At 37.7% G+C, this 19,078-nt stretch carries 19 protein-coding genes and 1 pseudogene; 17 read left to right on the forward strand and 3 right to left on the reverse strand.

The window, feature by feature from the left end; genetic code table 11:
- Positions 1 to 110 precede the first annotated feature (110 nt).
- Both LIT25_11015 and LIT25_11020 read left to right on the forward strand, forming a co-directional pair.
- A complete protein-coding gene (locus LIT25_11015; protein USK35778.1) occupies positions 111 to 221 on the forward strand; it encodes a YjcZ family sporulation protein in 111 nt (36 codons plus the stop codon).
- Between the two features lie 637 nt (positions 222 to 858).
- On the forward strand, positions 859 to 981 hold the full coding sequence (locus LIT25_11020; GenBank protein USK35779.1) for an IS3 family transposase: 123 nt from the start codon (positions 859 to 861) through the stop codon (positions 979 to 981).
- Between the two features lie 159 nt (positions 982 to 1,140).
- Here LIT25_11020 and LIT25_11025 read toward each other — a convergent pair whose 3' ends face one another.
- Positions 1,141 to 2,160 (reverse strand): putative sulfate exporter family transporter, encoded by a 1,020-nt coding sequence (locus tag LIT25_11025; protein ID USK36237.1) that lies wholly within the window; start codon positions 2,158 to 2,160, stop codon positions 1,141 to 1,143.
- Between the two features lie 140 nt (positions 2,161 to 2,300).
- Between LIT25_11025 and LIT25_11030 the strand changes: the two genes are divergently transcribed.
- From LIT25_11030 to LIT25_11055, 6 genes are all read left to right on the forward strand, one after another.
- Positions 2,301 to 3,191 carry a LysR family transcriptional regulator gene (locus LIT25_11030; protein ID USK35780.1) on the forward strand — a complete coding sequence of 297 codons (891 nt, stop codon included), beginning with the start codon at positions 2,301 to 2,303 and terminating at the stop codon, positions 3,189 to 3,191.
- Positions 3,192 to 3,455: 264 nt separating this feature from the next.
- Entirely contained in the window at positions 3,456 to 4,970 is a 1,515-nt protein-coding gene (locus LIT25_11035) for a long-chain-fatty-acid--CoA ligase (GenBank protein ID USK35781.1), read from the forward strand.
- 33 nt (positions 4,971 to 5,003) lie between these two features.
- The gene (locus LIT25_11040) at positions 5,004 to 6,059 is read left to right on the forward strand and encodes a TauD/TfdA family dioxygenase (GenBank protein ID USK35782.1); all 1,056 of its coding nucleotides are present in this window, start codon (positions 5,004 to 5,006) and stop codon (positions 6,057 to 6,059) included.
- A 93-nt stretch (positions 6,060 to 6,152) separates the two neighbouring features.
- Complete coding sequence (locus LIT25_11045; GenBank protein USK35783.1) at positions 6,153 to 7,445, forward strand: MFS transporter; 1,293 nt, start codon at positions 6,153 to 6,155, stop codon at positions 7,443 to 7,445.
- Positions 7,446 to 7,507: 62 nt separating this feature from the next.
- Positions 7,508 to 8,506, forward strand: coding sequence for a TauD/TfdA family dioxygenase (locus LIT25_11050; protein ID USK35784.1), 999 nt, complete (start codon positions 7,508 to 7,510; stop codon positions 8,504 to 8,506).
- Positions 8,507 to 8,660: 154 nt separating this feature from the next.
- Entirely contained in the window at positions 8,661 to 9,608 is a 948-nt protein-coding gene (locus LIT25_11055; protein USK35785.1) for an alpha/beta hydrolase, read from the forward strand.
- A gap of 117 nt (positions 9,609 to 9,725) precedes the next feature.
- On the opposite strand, the gene LIT25_11060 is transcribed toward LIT25_11055, so the two are convergent.
- The gene (locus LIT25_11060; GenBank protein ID USK35786.1) at positions 9,726 to 10,499 is read right to left on the reverse strand and encodes an SDR family oxidoreductase; all 774 of its coding nucleotides are present in this window, start codon (positions 10,497 to 10,499) and stop codon (positions 9,726 to 9,728) included.
- Between the two features lie 402 nt (positions 10,500 to 10,901).
- Here LIT25_11060 and LIT25_11065 point away from each other — a divergent pair, with 402 nt between their 5' ends.
- The 4 genes from LIT25_11065 to LIT25_11080 all read left to right on the forward strand — a co-directional run bounded on the left by LIT25_11065 (position 10,902) and on the right by LIT25_11080 (position 13,266).
- Entirely contained in the window at positions 10,902 to 11,234 is a 333-nt protein-coding gene (locus tag LIT25_11065) for a TauD/TfdA family dioxygenase (protein ID USK35787.1), read from the forward strand.
- 101 nt (positions 11,235 to 11,335) lie between these two features.
- Positions 11,336 to 12,625 carry an MFS transporter gene (locus LIT25_11070; GenBank protein USK35788.1) on the forward strand — a complete coding sequence of 430 codons (1,290 nt, stop codon included), beginning with the start codon at positions 11,336 to 11,338 and terminating at the stop codon, positions 12,623 to 12,625.
- A 32-nt stretch (positions 12,626 to 12,657) separates the two neighbouring features.
- Positions 12,658 to 12,852, forward strand: a complete 195-nt coding sequence (locus tag LIT25_11075) for a hypothetical protein (protein USK35789.1) — start codon at positions 12,658 to 12,660, stop codon at positions 12,850 to 12,852.
- Between the two features lie 279 nt (positions 12,853 to 13,131).
- Positions 13,132 to 13,266, forward strand: a complete 135-nt coding sequence (locus LIT25_11080) for a helix-turn-helix domain-containing protein (protein USK36238.1) — start codon at positions 13,132 to 13,134, stop codon at positions 13,264 to 13,266.
- Between the two features lie 340 nt (positions 13,267 to 13,606).
- On the opposite strand, the gene LIT25_11085 is transcribed toward LIT25_11080, so the two are convergent.
- Positions 13,607 to 14,512: a LysR family transcriptional regulator gene (locus LIT25_11085; GenBank protein USK35790.1), complete on the reverse strand. Its 906-nt coding sequence runs from the start codon at positions 14,510 to 14,512 to the stop codon at positions 13,607 to 13,609.
- Between the two features lie 139 nt (positions 14,513 to 14,651).
- Between LIT25_11085 and LIT25_11090 the strand changes: the two genes are divergently transcribed.
- The 5 genes and pseudogenes from LIT25_11090 (at position 14,652) to LIT25_11110 (ending at position 19,073) form a co-directional block, all read left to right on the forward strand.
- On the forward strand, positions 14,652 to 15,440 hold the full coding sequence (locus LIT25_11090; protein USK35791.1) for an SDR family NAD(P)-dependent oxidoreductase: 789 nt from the start codon (positions 14,652 to 14,654) through the stop codon (positions 15,438 to 15,440).
- Positions 15,441 to 15,624: 184 nt separating this feature from the next.
- Positions 15,625 to 16,101, forward strand: coding sequence for a 2,4'-dihydroxyacetophenone dioxygenase family protein (locus LIT25_11095; protein ID USK35792.1), 477 nt, complete (start codon positions 15,625 to 15,627; stop codon positions 16,099 to 16,101).
- A gap of 247 nt (positions 16,102 to 16,348) precedes the next feature.
- A complete protein-coding gene (locus tag LIT25_11100) occupies positions 16,349 to 17,131 on the forward strand; it encodes an SDR family oxidoreductase (GenBank protein ID USK35793.1) in 783 nt (260 codons plus the stop codon).
- Between the two features lie 279 nt (positions 17,132 to 17,410).
- Positions 17,411 to 18,550, forward strand: a complete 1,140-nt coding sequence (locus LIT25_11105) for an acyl-CoA dehydrogenase (protein ID USK35794.1) — start codon at positions 17,411 to 17,413, stop codon at positions 18,548 to 18,550.
- Positions 18,551 to 18,661: 111 nt separating this feature from the next.
- Positions 18,662 to 19,073 (forward strand): annotated as a pseudogene (locus LIT25_11110) (3-hydroxyacyl-ACP dehydratase).
- Positions 19,074 to 19,078: the final 5 nt, after the last annotated feature.

Below are 19,078 nucleotides of genomic sequence, written 5' to 3' on the forward strand. Positions count from 1 at the left end.
AAAAATCAAGTAAAATATTACAATTTCGAGAAAATCTGAGCGTTTGTCCAAACAATCTTAACTTTTCCACATAATGTATTAATAGCTTATTTAGGGAGGAGGAATTTTAAATGAGTGATTATCAAGGTGGTTCTTTTAGAGACAACAATTTTGCGTTAGTCGTTGTGTTGTTTGTATTATTGATTATTGTAGGCGCTTCTTTCATGAGAGGCTTCTACTAAAAACTATTTAGCCGACATAATACAGTTTTTGTTTAAAGACAAATACACTTCTTTCTATCCATCAGTGTTGTGGCGTTTGTACTGGGGATATACCACCAGATATCTCATTTTTTTAGGCTGCTGATAAAGTATCGGCAGCTTTTTTCTAAATCTTATGCCTTATAGGACTTTCATCTATTTATGTCCTTTATAATCACTTTTAAGGTGACAATTACTAATATCCGCCATATCCATACTCTTGATAATAAGGATAGTAATATGGGAAAGGTATGAAAAATGGCAGTGAAAATAAAAATATGGGTACCGTCGCCATGGTATCGACGACTTCTTCGACGTCCATCCTTCATTTACATCGTTAAGATATTCATCGGGTTTGGAATTGATTAAGGATTTTTGAATATATCACTGTAACATAATGACTTTTTGCAGCATAAAAGCCCTTCTAACAAAGAATATCGTAATGTTAGAAAATCTCAGACATTCTCCATGTTACAGAATGGTACTACTATAAGGCTATTCAAACATTAGAAGAAGTCATGGAAGACAAGGAGCCTCTTAAAGCAGTAGAGTATCGGCATCTAAAACTGTTTTGGAAATGGCATTTAAAGCTTATGAACTTGAAGAATTAGCTTCATAAATGGATGAATTTGACCTTGTAATTCGAAATTATATGACCTACTATAACAATTTCAGATATCAATGGAATTTAAAGAAGATGACCCCTGTTGAATACAGAAATCATCATCTCCATGTGGCATAACCTTTTTTGAAATGTCCTTTACAACGGGTACACTTTAAATTTTGGTACCCCCCTTTTAATACAAAGGCTGGTTAATTTTGCTTTTTTACTTGTTGTCTGTTTGATAGGGGACTTCACAAATGAGACGTTGTTTTTTGTTGTTATTATAAGATCTTTAAGTTAAATAGTATAAAACGTTAGTAAAGTTAAAAGAAAAGATGTAATGATAATGGCAATAAGCGGACGCATTGCTTTAGTTCGTAATTCTTTTAAGCTAATATTTAATCCTAAGCCGGTCATAGACATCGTTAAAATAAATGATGTGAAACCTTCGATATCAGACATAATTGTTTTTGAAACTAAAACATCATGACTCATGATATAGGTCCCCACAAAACTCATAACAATAAAACCGATTAAAAACCATGGAAACTCGAATTTTGCTTCTCCCTCTATTTTTCCTTTCTTTTTCATCCAAAGCATAAGGATAAAGCAAAGCGGAATTAATAGAAATACTCGTGCAAGTTTGGCGAGTAATGCGTGAGCAAGAACATCCTGGCCTGCAGGAGCCGCCGCTAAAGCAACATGACCTATTTCATGAAGGCTAATTCCAACCCAAGTTCCGTAGTCAATAGAACTAATAGGCAATAAAGGAAATATTAACGTATAGATAATTGAAAAAACCGTGCCTACTAATGCTATGATGCCGACCCCCATAGCTGTATCTTCATCCTTTGCTTTAATAATTGGCGATACGGCTGCGATGGCAGCAGCACCACAAACTCCGGTGCCAACACTTAGTAATAAAGAAAGATTAAAATCTGCTTTAAGCAATTTTGCAATGAACATAAGAACAACAATCGAAAAAATAATTGTTACGGCTCCTCTTAGCAAAAGTGGAAAGCCCTGATGGAATATTACGATCATGTTAAGCTTTAATCCATAAAGTATGATGGCAAATCTTAAAAGATTTTTTGATGAAAATTGAATACCGGTTCGTATTCTTTCTGGATATCCAAAAACCTGTCTATAAATCACAGCAAGTAAAATGGCACAAGCAAGTGGTCCTATTTGCTTTAGTCCTGGCAATGCTGCCAATAAAAAACCAAACGTGGCTATGATCAATGTGAATCCTATTCCAAATATTAAAGAAACATTTAGGTTTTTTTTAGCTTTTTTTTGACTATTCGGACTGGACAATATTAACGCTTTTTGTTCCAATTTTTTTCATCCCTTCAATTGCATTATTTATAATTTATCGTAACGAATGATTTACAATAAGGAAAATAAATGATTATTATAGTTATAATAAGTAAATACGATATAAAGAAGGTGAACATATGGATCAACTATTATCTGTATTTATATCTGTAGCTGATAGAAGAAACTTTTCCAGAGCGGCGGAAGATCTTCATATGACTCAGCCAGCAGTTAGCCAGCAAATACAACAATTAGAAAAATATATAGGTGCAAAACTGCTTCTACGGACAAACAAAAGTGTGAAGCTCACTAAAGCAGGTGAGATTGTCTATTTACATGCTAAAGAAATAACAGGTTTATATAAACGAATGTCTATGTTAGTGAACGAATTAAATAACGAGCCAACCGGACTATTAAAAATTGGTGCCAGCTATACTTTTGGTGAATATGTATTACCGCATATACTTGCAAAAATGAAGAATCTTTTTCCTAAAATCATTCCTTCAGTTCAGATTGGAAACACAAGAGATATTGCCAATGCAATCATAAGTCATGAGATTGATGTAGGGATTGTTGAAGGGGAAATAGCTCATTGCAATATATACATTAAAACAGTTTCCACAGACCCAATGTATATCGTGGCAGGTGGTAAATATCCAATTTATTATAACAAGGAAGTTACACGAAAACAGGTGGAACAAGAGAATTGGATTGTCCGTGAAGAAGGCTCTGGAACAAGAGATGCAACAGAAAAATTATTTCAATCTTTGCAAATACGTCCTACTAGGTTAATGGAGTTCGGCAGCACGCAACTAATTAAAGAAGCAGTTGAAGCGGGGCTTGGTATTAGTTACTTATCTGAACTTACTGTTAAAAAAGAAAGGCTGCTTGGCACAATTCAAGTATTAAATGTAAAAGGGACTCCGATAAAGAGAAACTTTTCAGTTATAACAGAATCTCGTGAGTTACATACGAAATCTATTAACTTATTTATTGAGTTAATCGAAAATTATCTGAAGAATCGATATTAAATAATTAATCAATAAAGTAAAAAGACAAAGCTTTCTTTAACTGGGCTTTGTCTTTTTTATTTAGAAGTGGTTCTCGGGGATTAAGGAAGTAGACACTCTTTTATGCTGAACTGCTTTTTATTAAAAATACTTATATATAAATTAAAATATTTAATTTTATATAAGTATTTTTTATGATTATACTTAATTTATAAATATTTTAAAAATTCACAATATTAAGCATCCAAAATGCTTCTAGGTGAGTAGAAGGGTGGTGAACATGATTTGAGTAATAATTTAGACGAAAATCTGAAAAGAAGTGCAAGTAATTTCCCAGAAAGTATCGCTTATATCTATAGAGATAAAAGTGTTACTTACAAAGAACTAAATATGCAGGTAGATAGCTTGGCTGCTGGTTTGTCTGCACAAAGCATTGGGAAAGGTGATGGAGTGGCTTTAATATTAGGAAACAGCCCTGAATTTCTCATTGCGTACTACGGCATTTTACGACTAGGTGCATTTGTAGTTCCGATCAATCCTTTGTTTACCAAAGATGAAATCAACTACATATTAGGCAATAGTCAAGCCAAAGCTGTCATTGCTCACGTTTCTGCAGAACCGAAGTTATCAGAAGTGAAGAAACAATTGGAAAATCTAAAGCTGGTCGTTTATACCGAAGCAGAGAATCAAGAATGGACATGGGAGCATCTCTTGGGAACAAGCATAAATGTTTGTGAAAACCCTTACATCGATAAGGAAGACCTAGCAGTCATTCTATACACATCAGGAACAACAGGTAAACCAAAGGGTGCGATGTTATCACATCGGAACTTAGTTTCAAATTCAGATTCCATTTCAAAATTACTTGAACTCCATGATAATGATCGTGTAGTTGCTGTCCTGCCAATGTTTCATGTTTTCTGTATGACAGTTTGTATGAATGCACCAATTGCATGCGGGGCAACTGTCCTAATCCAGCGTAAATTCAGTCCTTCTGACGTGGTCAGTACCATTCGAGAAAAAAAGGCAACCGTGTTTGCTGGCGTTCCTACGATGTACAGTTTTATCTATCAATTGCCTGAAGCGACTGCGGAAGATTTCCAATCTATTCGCATGTGTATCTCTGGAGGTGCCTCGATTCCTGTCGAGATGCTGCATAAATTTGAAAACAAGTATAACGTTAGTATCTTAGAAGGCTATGGACTTTCTGAAACTGCTCCTCTCGTCGCTATTAATCCTTTAAAAGGAACTCGCAAGCCAGGCTCTATCGGTCTGAACATCCCTGCTGTCAAAAGCAAAGTGGTAGATGAGAACAGAAAAGAATTGCCGAGAGGAGAAGTGGGAGAATTAGTAGTTCAAGGGCCAAATGTAATGAAGGGATACCTCGGTATGCCTGAAGCTACAACAGCTGCATTAATCGATGGATGGATTTACACTGGTGATCTGGCAACAATGGATGAAGAAGGGTACATCTACATTGTTGACCGAAAGAAAGACATGATTATTGTTGGCGGATACAATGTTTATCCACGTGAAGTGGAAGAAGTCCTGTATCAACATCCAGCCGTGGTAGAGGCCGCAGTGATCGGAATTCCTGATGGAGAATACGGAGAAAGCGTAAAAGCTTTTGTAGTCGTCAGGGATGAGCAAATCACTATGAATGATATTATCCGATTCTGTCAGGAAAAGCTGGTGAAGTACAAGCTTCCTAAACAAGTAGAATTTTTTAAAGAGCTGCCAAAGAACTCAACAGGGAAGATTTTGCGCAGAGAGTTAAGAGAATTGACTGAAGTAAAGTAAGAAAATAACCAAATTATTAAAGGGGGATTACTTATGTCAACCATTTTAAAGGAAAAAGTTAAAGGGCCAGTAGCTTGGAAAGGCACTGACCTGGCTAATGATGAATCATGGGTTTATTATTTGTCCGAGAAAACGATTGCGTCTCTTGAGAACGCTTTATTACATGTCAAACAAAAGGGTTTAAAAGCACCGGATTTTAACAAGGAGGACTTCCCGATTTCTGATCTCTCTGACGAAATAGCTTACTTTGTTGAAGAATTGGAGAATGGAAGAGGGTTCCTATTAATTCGCGGATTACCAATGGAAAGATATAGCGACGAGGAAGTGAGCATCATTTACTGGGGTCTCGGACTTCACATGGGCATTCCGGTATCGCAAAACGCAAATGGTGACCTTTTAGGGCACGTAAAGGATCAAGGTCTTAGCTTAGAAAATTCAAATGTACGTGGTTACCAAACAAAACTGCATCTTCCTTTTCACGCTGATGGATCTGATGTAGTCGGATTGTTAAGCCTTCGAAAAGGGAAATCCGGCGGGCACAGCAGTATCATAAGTTCGATGACTGTTTATAATGAAATTCTGGAGAAATACCCAGAATATATAGGAATTCTCTGCCGCCCATTCAACTTTGATCGTCGTGGAGAAGAAGCTCCTGGAGAATCTCCAGTATTTACATCACCAATCTTTAATTTTTATGATGGCAAATTGAGCTGCAGATATGTCCGTTTATTTATCGAATCAGCACAAGCAAAAACAGGTACCCAGCTGTCGACAGTTGAAATTGAAGCATTAGACGTACTGGATTCCCTCCTTCATGATGAAAAGTTACATTATAATATGATGCTGGAGCCAGGTGATATTCAATTTGTCAATAATTATACGATTCTTCACTCACGTACTCAATATGAAGACTATGAAGAACAGGAACGAAAACGTCATTTATTAAGATTGTGGCTCACAATGCCAAATAGCCGGGAAATTTCACCAGAATTCGCGATGTTTATTGATGAGAATACGGGTAAACCGGGTCGCGGCGGTGTACCCGTGCGTAGTAAAACATCTGGCGGTGTTGTAGAAACCTTGAAATAGTTTTGTTTGAACCGTTTCATAAGTACTAAGGGAACACCTTTTCAGATTTCAAGAGAGGGTGTTCCTTATATAGTAAATAGTGGGGAGATTTATATGTCAAGGACACCAAAATATTCTTGGATTATCTTATTATTTCTAATTCTGACCGGTATGATCAACCAAGTAGATAAAATTATCATTGGGTTGGCTTCCGTTCCTTTAATGAAAGAGTTAAGTTTAAGTCCTTCCCAATGGGGAGTTGTAGGAAGTTCGTTCTTTTGGTTCTTTACCTTCTCCTCTATCTTTCTTGGCGGCATGGCCGATTCCAAAAACACGAAAAAAATGTTAACGTGGATGTCGCTTGTATGGTTGATGGTACAATTTGCCACGCCATTCGTTTCCAGTTTGTCTCTGCTAGTGTTAACAAGAATGATTTTGGGAGCAGGTGAAGGTCCAGCCCCAGCTTTATCTACGGCAATCATAGGAAAGTGGTTTCCGAAACATAGACACGGAATAGGCTTTGGTGCTGTTCTGTTAGGAACCACAGGGGGATCAGCGATTGCGTCGCCATTACTAATCTCTTTAATCGATCATTATGGATGGAGATCTGCATTTATAGCCATGGGCATTCTTGGACTGATTGTGCTGGTTTTATGGATGATTTTAGGTAAAGAAAATCCACAAGAAATCGGGTTGCCTTCCATCCATCGAGAGGTGCATCCGTCTTCAACGCTCTCTAAGGTTTCTTGGCGTCAGTTTCTTCCGCACCTTTTATCTAAAAATTTTATTTTGACCGTTTTATGCGGAGGGTGTGCCTATTGGTTATTGTCCGTTCAAGCCGTATGGTTTCCAGCCTACTTCACCAAAATTCAACAGTTTAATGGTCAAACATTAAAACTGGCTGTTTCTTTACCTTTTCTTTTCGCAGCCATATGTCAAGTTGGATTTGCCTTGCTATCAGATCGGATTTATCGTAAATCAGGAGATATTCGTAAAGCGCGAATCAATCTTGCCGGTTTCATGATGATGCTATCAGCTCTATGCATCTATCTGGCAAATGCAGCGAGTTCAACGGCGATTTCCATATTGTTCTTCACTCTTGCTCCCGGTTTTGCGTATGTCATTCTATCACTCGCACCGGCTATATTGATGGAGTTTTATTCTCCCCAAAATATTGGAAAGGCACAAGGGACGTTCATTGCTCTTGCAAGTATTGCAAGTATTATTGCTCCACTCGCATTTGGGAATCTTATTCAAAATGCAGCGACTGAAGCTATTGGTTATGGATTTGCTTTTCAAGCCTCTTCTTTTGGGATGCTCATAATCGGATTATTGTTTTGGATTGGTGTTCGCCCCGTAAAGCAAAGTAATTCAATGATAGAAGCAGAAGAGCCAATGAGTGTTTAAAGAGTATACAATTATAGTCCATCAGAATACCAGTGTACGAAAATAATAAGGGAGGGTTAATTATGTCAATTATTTTAAAGGAAAAAATTCAAGGACGATCAGCGTGGAAAGGGATTGAACTAGCTAAGAATAATTCCTGGATTTACTATTTGTCCGAGAACACGATTGCTGCTCTTGAGAAGGCTGTATTACATGTTCAGCAAAAGGGATTAACTGCACCTGATTTTAAAAAGGAGGATTTCCCGATTCCTGAACTCGCTGACGAAATCACTTACTTTGTTGACGAGCTGGAGAATGGAAGAGGGTTTCTATTAATTCGTGGATTGCCATTGGATCAGTTTACTGATGAAGAAGCGAGCATCATTTACTGGGGTCTCGGACTTCACTTGGGGCTGCCGATAATCCAAAGCAAAAACGGGGAGCTCCTAGGGCATATAAAAAACGTAGGTAAAGACTTTAATGATAATACAAAAGTACGTGGTTACCAAACGAATGTACATCTTGACTATCACACTGATCTCGCTGATGTAGTCGGATTACTATGTCTTCGCAAAGCGAAATCTGGCGGTTTAAGTAGTATCGCAAGTGCGATGACTATCTATAATGAAATTTTGGATAAGCATCCAGAGTACCTTGAAATTCTCTATCGTCCCTTCGCCCATGACCTTCGAGGGGAAGAATCAGAAGGTCAATCTCCAGTAGTTCAATCACCGGTCTTTAGCTATTACGATGGTAAATTAAGCTGCAGATATATTCGTCAATATGTCCAATCAGCGCAAACGAAAACAGGTATCTTTTTGTCGAAAGAGGAAATCGAAGCATTTGATTATATAGATTCCCTTACACATGATAAAAACATGCATATTGATATGATGATGGAACCGGGTGATATGCAATTCGTTAATAATTATGCGGTTTTTCATTCACGGACTCATTTTGAAGATTACGAAGAAGATGACAAGAAACGCCATTTATTAAGATTATGGCTCATGATCCCAAATGGCAGGAAAATTGCCCCAGATTTTGAGTTTTATATCGGAGGAGCACCAGTAATTAGATAAAAAACTGATGGTAATTAAACTTACCATTTTTCTTATATCAAGTGATATGGTGATTTTATTCATCAAATAACGTGAATAAGATCACCATTTTATTTTTAAATGTCGGATGAAGCTGAATTAATTTTGAAATAAAATGAAGAGAGGATGATGCATCTTGGTAAATTTAGATCCGCAAGCAGAAAAATATTTACAAGCATTTAATCAAATGCCGCCTATTCATAAAATGGATCCTAAGACAGTAAGAGAGAGGCTTTCGAAGGCACCACGCCCTGCTGTTAATTTGGATCCGCTTTCAAAGGTAGAGGATTTTATGATTCCGTTAGGCCAAGATGAAGAAATTAAATGCAGGGTTTACATACCGGAAGGACAAGGTCCTTTCCCTCTATTTATTTACTACCATGGTGGAGGCTGGGTACTGGGAGACATCGAATCAACGGATGCAAGCTGCCGAATGATAGCTAATAGAACGGATAGTATTGTTGTATCCGTAAACTATCGTCTAGCACCAGAGTATAAGTTCCCGACTGCAGTCGAAGACGCATATGCAGCATTGGAATGGGTTTATGAAAAAGGGAATTCCTTTAACGGAAATGTTTCTCGAATGGTAATCGGAGGGGATAGCGTTGGTGGAAATCTAGCGACAGTAGTTACTATGATGGCGAGAGACAGAAAAGGTCCTGCCATCACTGCACAGGTCTTGATCTACCCTGCGACAAATCTTGAGTTCAATTCGGAATCCCATCAAACCTTTGCAAAAGGATTTGGTCTGGATCGCGAACAGTTGATTTGGTTCCGTGATCATTATTTAAGGAATGAAGAGGACAGGTTTAATGAGTACGCTTCCCCCTTGGTTGCTGAAGAATTAAGTGGACTCCCTCCAGCAATCGTGATTACAGCGGAAAATGACGTACTCCGTGATGAAGGAAGGGCTTATGCTGAACGTCTGAAAAAATTTGGTGTGCAGGTTGAATATGCATGTGAACCCGGAATGGTCCACGGTTATTTTGGACACATGGCTATTTTTTCTAAGAACATTGAATCGACTGTTTCCAGAATCGATAAGTTCTTGAGACCCGCTAATTATACAATAGGGATAGATTAGAATTAATACATTCTAAATTAAACGAGCCTCACTATAGTGAGGCTCGTTTTTAAATTAATCTTATTTTTACTCTATTATTGGTAATCTGCGATACAGTTATAATATCAACCTAGCCTTTTAGTAATAAACGGTATTACCAATGCCTCCAGTTACTGAAATAACATCGCCAGTAATCGATGCCGCCAAAGGCGAAGCCAGGAAGGTAACGACATAAGCAATTTCCTCTGCAGTTATCAAGCGGCCGAGGGAATTCAGTGATTCTGCCTGGCGTATAGCTTCCTCATTGGTGACCCGGCCTCTAAACATTTCCGTATCGACAATCCCTGGATAAACAGCATTAACGTTAATTCCGTGCTTTCCTAATTCCAATGAGGCGGATTTTGTCATATGGACAACAGATGCATTACGCGGACCGGAACTAAAATAATTGCCGCCAATTCTGGCAGCCAGACCACTTATATTTATTATACGGCCCCATTTATTTTCTATCATATAAGGTGCAACAGCTCGGATACAGCGAAAATAGCCCATGTACTTTTCTTCAAAATCTTTCAAAATAAGTTCATCTTTAATACTATTAAAATCCTCTGGCTCATGGCCGCCAACACGCGCTCCGCTGTTGATTAAAATATCAATGCTCCCCATCGCTGCTGCTGATTTTTCAACTAAATTTAGGATGGAGTCAGGATCATTTGTATCTGCCACGATCGGATAGATATTTCTATTTGTTTCATCGGCTAGTTCCTCTGCTGCAATCTTTAGAGAGGATTCGTTTCTTGAACAAATCGTACAATCTGCACCTTCAAGAGCCAACTGGCGGGCAATAGCTTTACCAATCCCCCGGCTTCCTCCAACTATAAGTGCTTTTTTTCCGGATAACTTTAAGTCCATAATACATCCTCCTAATTCTATTTAACCACTCGAAAGAAGATTTTTTTGAATTTTAACTCATTTCTATATTTGATTCTACCTATAAATTAGATTTATATAAAGTTAAAAATTTTAATTTGTAATTAAGTTGTACTAATATCATTTTGAGTTGGAAATTTTCCAAAATACAAGGGTGTATTGCTTCATGTATATTAATATTACCTATGTGTAAATTAAAATCTTTAATTTTATTTAACTGAAAATTATGAATATAATTAATATTAACAATTTAAACAGTCAGAAATTTATTTAAAGCGCTTCCCAAAGGGGGGGGGATATCATCCAATGGTATTAATTGTATAAAGAAGACCAGCAGCGTGGAAAGGTATTGATCTAGCTAAAGATGATACATGGATTTATTATTTGTCAGAGAAAACGATCGCAACTCTTGAAACCGCTTTATTTCATGTGAAACAAAAAGGTTTGCAAGCACCGAATTTTAACAAGGAAGACTTCCTAATTCCTGAACTCTCTGATGAAACCGCTTACTTTATTGACGAACTGGAATATGGGAGAGGATTTCTGTTAATTCGTGGATTACCAATGGAAAGGTATACGGATGAAGAAGCAAGCATTATTTACTGGGGTCTTGGAGCTGATTTCGCTATGTTTATTGATGAGAAAACAGCTAAAGCGGATCGCGGCGGTATTACCGTGAAAAAACAGCTGGCGATATTGAAGAACACATGTGGTTAACCTTTTTATAAAAATTCCAACTGCTTCATGTTCTGGAAATACCTTGCAGATTTTACGGAAAAATTTCATTAAATGGTAGATAAGAAGGAGAGATTATAACATTGAACACACCAAAACATTCTTGGATTATATTATTAATTCTAGTTGCGGCTGGTATGGTCAACCAAGTTGATAAAGTTATCATAGGTTTGGTTTCCGTTCCCTTAATGAAAGAGTTACAGTTAAGTCCTTCACAATGGGGAGTTGTTGGAAGCTCATTCTTTTGGTTCTTTACCTTATCCTCTTTCATTCTTGGCGGTATGGCCGATTCCAAAAACACGAAAAAAATGTTTACTTGGGTCATGTTTGTATGGTTGGCTGTTCAATTTACCACACCTTTTGTTTCCAGTCTGACTCTATTAATGTTTTCAAGAATGATCTTGGGAGCAGGAGAAGGTCCAGCCGTTGCTATATCAACTTCCATAATAGGAAAATGGTTGCCTAAACACAGACATGGTATAGGCGCTGGCGCTATTTTCTTTGGAGCAACAATCGGTCCTGCGATTGCTTCTCCATTATTAATCTCCTTGATCAATCAATATGGATGGAGATCAGCTTTTATAGCAATGGGGATTGTTGGACTTATTGTTTTAGTATTATGGATGATTTTCGGAAAAGAAAGCCCTAAAGAAATCGGGTTGCCCACATTTGAACAAGAGGATAAGAACGGATTAATCTCTTCTAAGGTTTCTTGGCGTCAATTTCTTCCATACCTTTTTTCTAAAAATTTTATTTTTACCGTTTTGTGTGCAGGTTGTGCCTATTGGTTATTGTCTGTTCAAGCGGTTTGGTTTCCAGCATACTTTACCAAAATTCAACATTTTGATGGAAAAACATTAAAAATGGCAGTGTCTTTGCCTTTTCTCTTCGCTGCCATTTGCCAAATTGGATTTGCATTGATATCAGATCGGCTTTATCGCAAAACAGGAGATATTCGTAAAGCACGAGTAAATCTTGCAGGTATTTCAATGGTACTATCCGCTATTTGTATATATCTTGGAAGTGTCGTGAATTCAAGTGTTATCTCCATCCTGTTCTTCATCCTTGCTCCAGGTTTTGGGATTGTTATTCTTACACTCGCACCCGCTATGTTGATGGAATTCTTTTCTCCCAAAAACATTGGAAAAGCACAAGGGACATATGTTGCTCTTTCAAGTTCAACAAGTATTATTGCTCCAGTTGTATTCGGGAACTTTATCGAAAATTCAGGAACTGAGGCTATTGGATATGGTTATGGGTTCCTAGTAACTTCATTGGTTATGCTTGTTTTAGGATTATTGTTTTGGACCAATGTACGTCCTGCGAAGCAACCTAACACAACGATAAAAGCAGAGGAACAAGTGATTATTTAAAAATTATGATTGAATCAAGGAGGGAAAGAAATATGTGTAACAATAATAAGGCCGTTGATGGAATTGATTGTTGTGTAGATGGTCATGAAGAATTAGCCATTATAAAGCAAAATCGCAGTAAATGCTATAATTGTCAGTATAAGACATCTGAGACTTATGCTGATGATCATATGGATGTGGAAGTTGAGGTAAAAGGTTGTAAAACAGAACAGAAAATGAATTTATGATATTTAGCAGCAAATTCTATATTATGTACCGACTAATTACATATTGTTGGTGTGTGTAGAAAAGGAATAATAAAAAGGATTATGCCTTGGCGAATGGCTGCACGATTAAAAGGGCCCCCAATAATGATATTATCCCCTCATTGTAGACAATAAAAAGAAAGGTTGTACTGTCTACTTTGGAAGGGATTTTTTTATGGGGAAAATTAGAAGAACTTATTCAAAAGAGTTCAAACTTAAAGCGATAGATATGTATGTGAAAAATCATATGGGTTCTACTCAATTGCCAAAGAATTAGGAATCTCAAAGTCAATTGTGCAACGTTGGATATTTCACTATAATCGAGAAGGGTTTCAAGGGTTAGATGAAAAGAGAGGAAAATCAGATAATCCACTGCAGGGAAGACCAAAAAATTAAATGAAAGCGAGGCAGAAAAAATCAGCCGATTAGAAGCTGAGAACGCATATTTAAAAAAGCTCTTAGCTGCGAAAAGAAGGATGATCCAGGAAAAGAAAAATCAGTAGAATACAGTATAATTCATGAACTTAAGAATCAATTTACGATTGTTATTTTATATAAGATAGCAGGTGTTTCAAAAAAATGAAGTAATTGAGAAGACGGAGGCTTCCTTTACAATAAGTCCCAATCTTGCTTGTGATAAGAGTGATTTCCAAAAAATCCAATAATAACCTGACACGAGATAATAAAAAGAGAAACTTCTGCGTCACTTGGACGAAGTGGCTTCTCTTTTTTCTACTTAACTTTTAATCATTTCGGATTTTAGATATTGAATATATTTGTTGGCAAAAGCCGATAAATGCTTATTCTCTGATCGAACTAACCCTAAAGAAATATTTACAGTTGGATGATTTACGAGATCAATTGGAATTATATCACCATTAATCACAGGGGGATAATTTTTCATTACGAAATCAGGAGCAAACGTAATGGCCAAATTTTCTTTGACGGCCTGGAGAACACCATCCATATTATTTGATATAAATAGTATTTTCAAGGGCTTATATTTGTTAAAGAAATCTTGTACAAAATACTGCATAAATTCCCCTTTATAAGTGACGAGAGTTTGATCCAGTATATCATGCGGAGATATGGTACCTAAGAATGCTAAAGGTGAATGCTTTGAAACATATACTTTCTGCTTCCCTTCAATCAGTGCTTCAAAAGCTATTCCTTCCATGTTTACGTTCAAATAAGTTGAATATGTAATCATACCGAAATCAGTTTTATGTTGTCGGACATCTTCAATTACAGTAGAGCCACTTTTTTCTGCAACCTCCAAATTCACGTGTGGATAATCATGTTTAAACGCAGCGATAGCTTTTACCAGGAACGTCATCAATCCAGGTAAGGAAGATATTTTTAGTTCCCCAAGTTCAGTCGAATTAAATAAATTGGCTGTCTCTTTTATTTCATCAAGTTTTTTCTGTACTTCATAGGCAAGTTTTAGGATAATTCTACCTTCTTCGGTTGGTACAGCACCGTGTCCCCGCGAACGTTTAAGAACTTTAATCCCTAACTCGTTTTCAAAGTTGGTAATAGACTGGCTGATAGTGGATTGAGTTACATGTAGATTCTGTGCCGCAATAGACAGAGAACTGTATTTAGCGACTTCAACGATATATAGTAATTGTTCAATGTTCATAGCTGTACCCCTTTTCAATATTAGTAATACTTACTTACATATTAAAATCTTTAATTTTATTTCATTTTAATTTATTAGTATAATCAAAATCAATAAGATTTTGAAATCTTAGAATATTCTTAATTTATGGGGGATTAAAATGTCATTAAAACAATTGTTTGATTTAACCGGACAGACAGCAATCGTTACCGGAGGCGGCAGCGGTCTAGGGCGTGTAATGGCACTTGCTTTGGCAGAGGCAGGTGCAAACGTTGTAGTATGTTCTCGTCGTTTAGTGGTTTGTGAAGAAGTTGTGAAAGAAATAGAGGCATTAGGAAGTCAAGCACTTGCTCTAGCTGTTGATGTAACAAATCCTGAATCTGTCGTACAAGGTTTGGAGAAAGCTGTTTCTCATTTTGGAAAAATCGAAATTTTAGTCAACAGCAGCGGAACGGTTTTTGAATCGCCTGCTGCGGAAATGCCTTTAAAACAATGGCAAGCTATGCTTGATACAAATGTGACAGGAACATTCTTGATGTGTCAGGCAGTTGGAAAACATATGATCAATAACGAATACGGTAAAATCATTAACATTTCTTCTAGTATAGGCTTTAAAGGTGTTGACCCTGAAGCTGTAGATTCTGTGGGGTATACAACAAGTAAGGGTGCAGTTATGACTTTAACGAAGGATCTTGCAGTTAAGTGGGGGCGTCATGGAGTGTATGTGAATTCCATCGCTCCTGGAGTTTTCACTACTGGTATGAATAACCCAGAAATACCTGGAACACTTGTACACAAAGCAGGCTCTTTCATTGCTTCCCAAGTACCAGTTAGAAGGTTAGGCAGTGATAATGATTTAGTAGGTGCACTCCTTTACTTTGCTTCAGCAGCTTCTGATTATTGTACTGGACAAATATTGGTTCTTGATGGGGGACTTGGGGCTAAGTAATTTCATCAAATAACTTGATTTCGTAAATTAATAATACTTATTTGTAACTTAAAAATGTTAATTTTACTTAACTGATGATTATAAATATACTGAAATTATCAAATTCAAAAAAGTTAATTAGCTGACTCATGTAAGCGTTACAGCCTGCGAATGTACAAAACACACATTGGAAGAGGGGATTTAAATGAGTAATGTAAAAGATGTAAAAGATATAACAGCATTACATGCCGGTAATGTTAGTGTAGATGAATTGCCTTGGATTCCTTATTTTGGAGATGCGAAATTTAAATTGCTTAAAGTCAACCCAGTGACAGGGCAGACGATTACTTTATTATATGTTCCTGCGAAAATGCAGCTTCCGGCGCATTTCCATCCTGGAACAGTCATTGTATATACTGTCCAAGGGACTTGGAGATATCTCGAGGAGTCTTGGATCTCCAAACCGGGTGACATGGTTTACGAGCCTGCCGGTTCCAAACATACACCTTCAGCTGTAGGGGATGAAGATGTTATTACTTTCAATATTGTGGAAGCAACATTAGATTATATAGGTGAGAATGGCGAAATTCTTGCCAGAGATAATTGGGAATCATTCCTGAAAAAATACTATGACTATTGCGCGGCTGAAGGAATTGAACCTGTTGATGTGACTAAATTTTAAAAAATAGATTCGTAAAAAAGAGAAGCCCGGGCGTCATGAGACGAAGAGGCTTTTCTTTTTATATAATCAACACTTAATAATTTTGAATTTTTTGACAATGAATATTTTTCACTTTTGTATATTAGTAACACTTACTTAAACAATAAAAGTTTTAATTTTATTTAATTATTACTTATGAGTATAATCAGTAACATAATAATATTTATAAATTTTAGAATATTCAAAATGGGAGGGGCTAAAAAAACATATGCCAACAGAAACAGTTTTGATTACAGGCGCTACTAAAGGGATCGGTTTGAAATTCGCAAATGTTTTCGCAGACCATAGCTATAACTTGGTATTAGTTGCCAGAGACGCAAGGTTGTTGGAACAACAAGCCGAGAATTTAAAAAAGGATTATGGAGTGCAAGTAAATACTTTTGCCGGTGACTTAAGCAGCCATGCAACAGTAGAGAGCTTGCACCGGCACTTGAAAAGCGAAGGAATCAACATCGATATTTTGATTAATAATGCCGGGGCTGGCGGATTAGGGCCAATGACGGAATTGGATATTAAGAAAGAATTGGAATGTCTGCAGCTCAATATGATCTCGCTCACGTATTTAACCAGACTTATAGTGGATGAAATGGTAAAACGAAAGCAAGGTAAAATTTTAAACGTGGCTTCAACAGCGGCCTTTCAGCCAACTCCATGGATGTCGATGTATGGGGCGAGCAAATCGTACGTTTTATCCTTTACGGAAGCGATTGCGGAAGAACTAAAAGGAACCGGAGTTCAAGTTAGTGTATTATGTCCCCCTTCAACCAAAACGCAGCTCACGGAAGGATTGGCCACAACAGGAACAAAAATTTTCATTAAGAACTTGATGGACCCAGAAGCAGTTGCCAAGTGCGGTTTTGAAGGGTTAATGAAGAATAAAACAGTGATCATCCCAGGCTTTAAAAATAAATTTATGGCTAAATCTGTGGGACTGCTGCCGAGGAAGTGGGTAACCATCTATATCCGAAAGCTTATCGAGCAAAAAGTGTAAATAGCCATTAAATTTCAATCCTTGAAAGGGTAGGAGTTTTTACAGCTATCTTCGATTGGATTATAGGACGAATTTTTGGAGAGGAATTAAATTCCTTACCTGCTCTCAAACCTTTAATAAAATTGTTAAAAGTTTCAGAGGGGCAAAAATTCTTATGTTAGCAGTTCATTAACAATCCATAGATGGTTATGAGCATGATTATTGAATGAGCAATCGCTCGCCTCAATTACTCATGGGCGAAATAGGATTCAAAAAAATATATTTAAGAGGGGACTTACAATGAACTTTTTATTATCAGATGAACATCAGATGATGCAAAAAATGGTGCGCGAGTTTGCACTGAACGAATGTGAGCCTACTGCAGCACAGCGCGATGAAGAAGAATACTTTGACATCAAGATTTGGCGAAAGATGGCAGAACTTGGCTTATGCGGAGTCCCTTGGCCGGAGGAATACGGTGGTGCAGGTGCCGATTATTTAAGTTATGTGATAGCGGTGGAAGAACTTTCACGGGTAGACGCTTCCATAGGGACAACTCTTTCCGCCCATACATCGTTAGCCGGATGGCCGGTTTTCAAGTTCGGAGCGGAGGAACAAAAACAAAGATATTTGCAGGCCATGGCAAAGGGAAAAAGCATGGGTGCGTATTGCTTGACAGAACCTGGATCGGGATCTGATTCCAGTGGAATGAAAACATCAGCGGTACTAAAGGGCGATGAGTGGATCTTGAACGGTTCGAAGATTTTTATTACCAACGGTGGCTATGCGGATATCTATATTGTCTTCGCTCAGACCAATCCGGAATTAAAGCATAAGGGGATTACCGCATTTATTGTGGAAAAGGACTTCCCAGGTTTCTCTGTAGGAAAGAAGGAGAAAAAAATGGGCATTCGCTCCTCCGCCACGACGGAAGTTATCTTTGAGGATTGCCGCGTGCCAAACGACAATCTTTTGGGGCAAGTGGGTGAAGGATTCAAGATTGCCATGATGACCCTCGACGGCGGTCGGAATGGAATCGCTGCCCAAGCGTTGGGAATTGCTCAGGGAGCGTTTGATAAAGCAGTCGAATATGCAAAGGATCGCGTCCAATTTGGCAAACCAATTAGCTCGCTTCAAGCAATACAATTCAAACTAGCCGATATGGCCACAAAAATCGAAGCTTCCCGTTTATTGACCTACCAGGCTGCCTGGCGTGAAGATCAAGGAATTCCTTACGGACATCAATCGGCGATGTCCAAACTGTTTGCCGGAGACGCTGCAATGGAAGTATCGGTTGAGGCCGTTCAAGTATTTGGCGGATATGGCTACACAAGGGAATACCCGGTTGAACGGTATATGAGAGATGCCAAAATCACTCAAATTTATGAAGGCACGCAAGAGATTCAGCGTCTAGTTATAGCAGGAAATCTGTTGAAATAATAGAGAAAATTCAAAATTTAATCAACCTAAGTAATAAGCTGCTAATTTAAAGAGGTGGAAGAACAATTCACCGTCATTAAATAGTTGCTGATGATAGGGGAGAAGTAAATCATGTATTTTGAAGATTTTCAGGTGGGAGATTCATTCCCAGTTCTGAAAAAAGATCCGATAACACGAGTTCAGCTCGTAAGATTTGCCGGAGCATCCGGAGATTTTAATCCACTGCATACCGTTGAAGAGGTTGGGGAGCAAGCTGGCACAGGGTATTATCGCTCACGGAATGTTAATCATGAGGATGTTATCCCAAGGAGTTACATCATGGAAATCACGAAAAAACATTAAGAGAATACAAGTACGTTTTAGTAAAATGACGTATCCCGGAGAATCTATCGAAATTGTTGGCAGAGTGATAGAGAAAAAAGCTGACAACCTCGTGTTGGCTGAAGTACTGGCGAAAAACTGTGAAGGCGATGTAAAAGTTTCAGGGATTTTTGAAGCTCAATTACAATCAAGGGATTTGTAGAGCAA

The organism is Bacillus sp. F19, assembly GCA_023823795.1.
GTDB lineage: Bacteria > Bacillota > Bacilli > Bacillales > Bacillaceae > Bacillus_P.